The sequence below is a fragment of the Mycobacterium intermedium genome, from assembly GCF_002086275.1.
GTDB classification, from domain to species: domain Bacteria; phylum Actinomycetota; class Actinomycetes; order Mycobacteriales; family Mycobacteriaceae; genus Mycobacterium; species Mycobacterium intermedium.
The window spans coordinates 1-450 of the sequence record NZ_MVHT01000317.1; the positions used below are offsets into that span (position 1 = coordinate 1).

At 70.4% G+C, this 450-nt stretch carries 1 pseudogene; it reads left to right on the forward strand.

Annotation, left to right across the window (positions count from 1 at the left end):
• Positions 1 to 450: pseudogene (locus BST27_RS33010) on the forward strand (PE family protein); the annotation flags it as partial.

Sequence of the window (450 nt, forward strand, 5' to 3'; positions counted from 1 at the left end):
GTGGGGATGGTGGTGACGGCGGTAACCCCGGTGCTGTGGGTGTGGGTGGGCTCGGGGGTCCGGCGGGCACGGGAGGTAGCGGGGGAACCGCTGGAGCCCAGGGCGCCGACGGCAACCCGCTCGTCAGTGGTGGCCACGGTGGTGACGGTGGACATGGGTTCTTTGGTGCCGGCAATGGTGGCCACGGCGGTAATGGGGGTCACGGTGGTGTGGTCGGCAACGGCGGTAACGGGGGCGACGGAGGCGACGGCGGAACAGGTAACGCGACTGGCGGCAACGGCGGTCACGGCGGTAACGGCGCTGTATTCGGTGGCAACGGCGGTGCTGGCGGCAACGGCGTCGGCACCGGAAATGGCGGGAACGGCGGGCAGGGCGGCAATGCGACCGTTACGAACAGCGCAGCTACGGATACCGCGATCGCTGGCGACGGCACGGGACAAGACCGGTGCG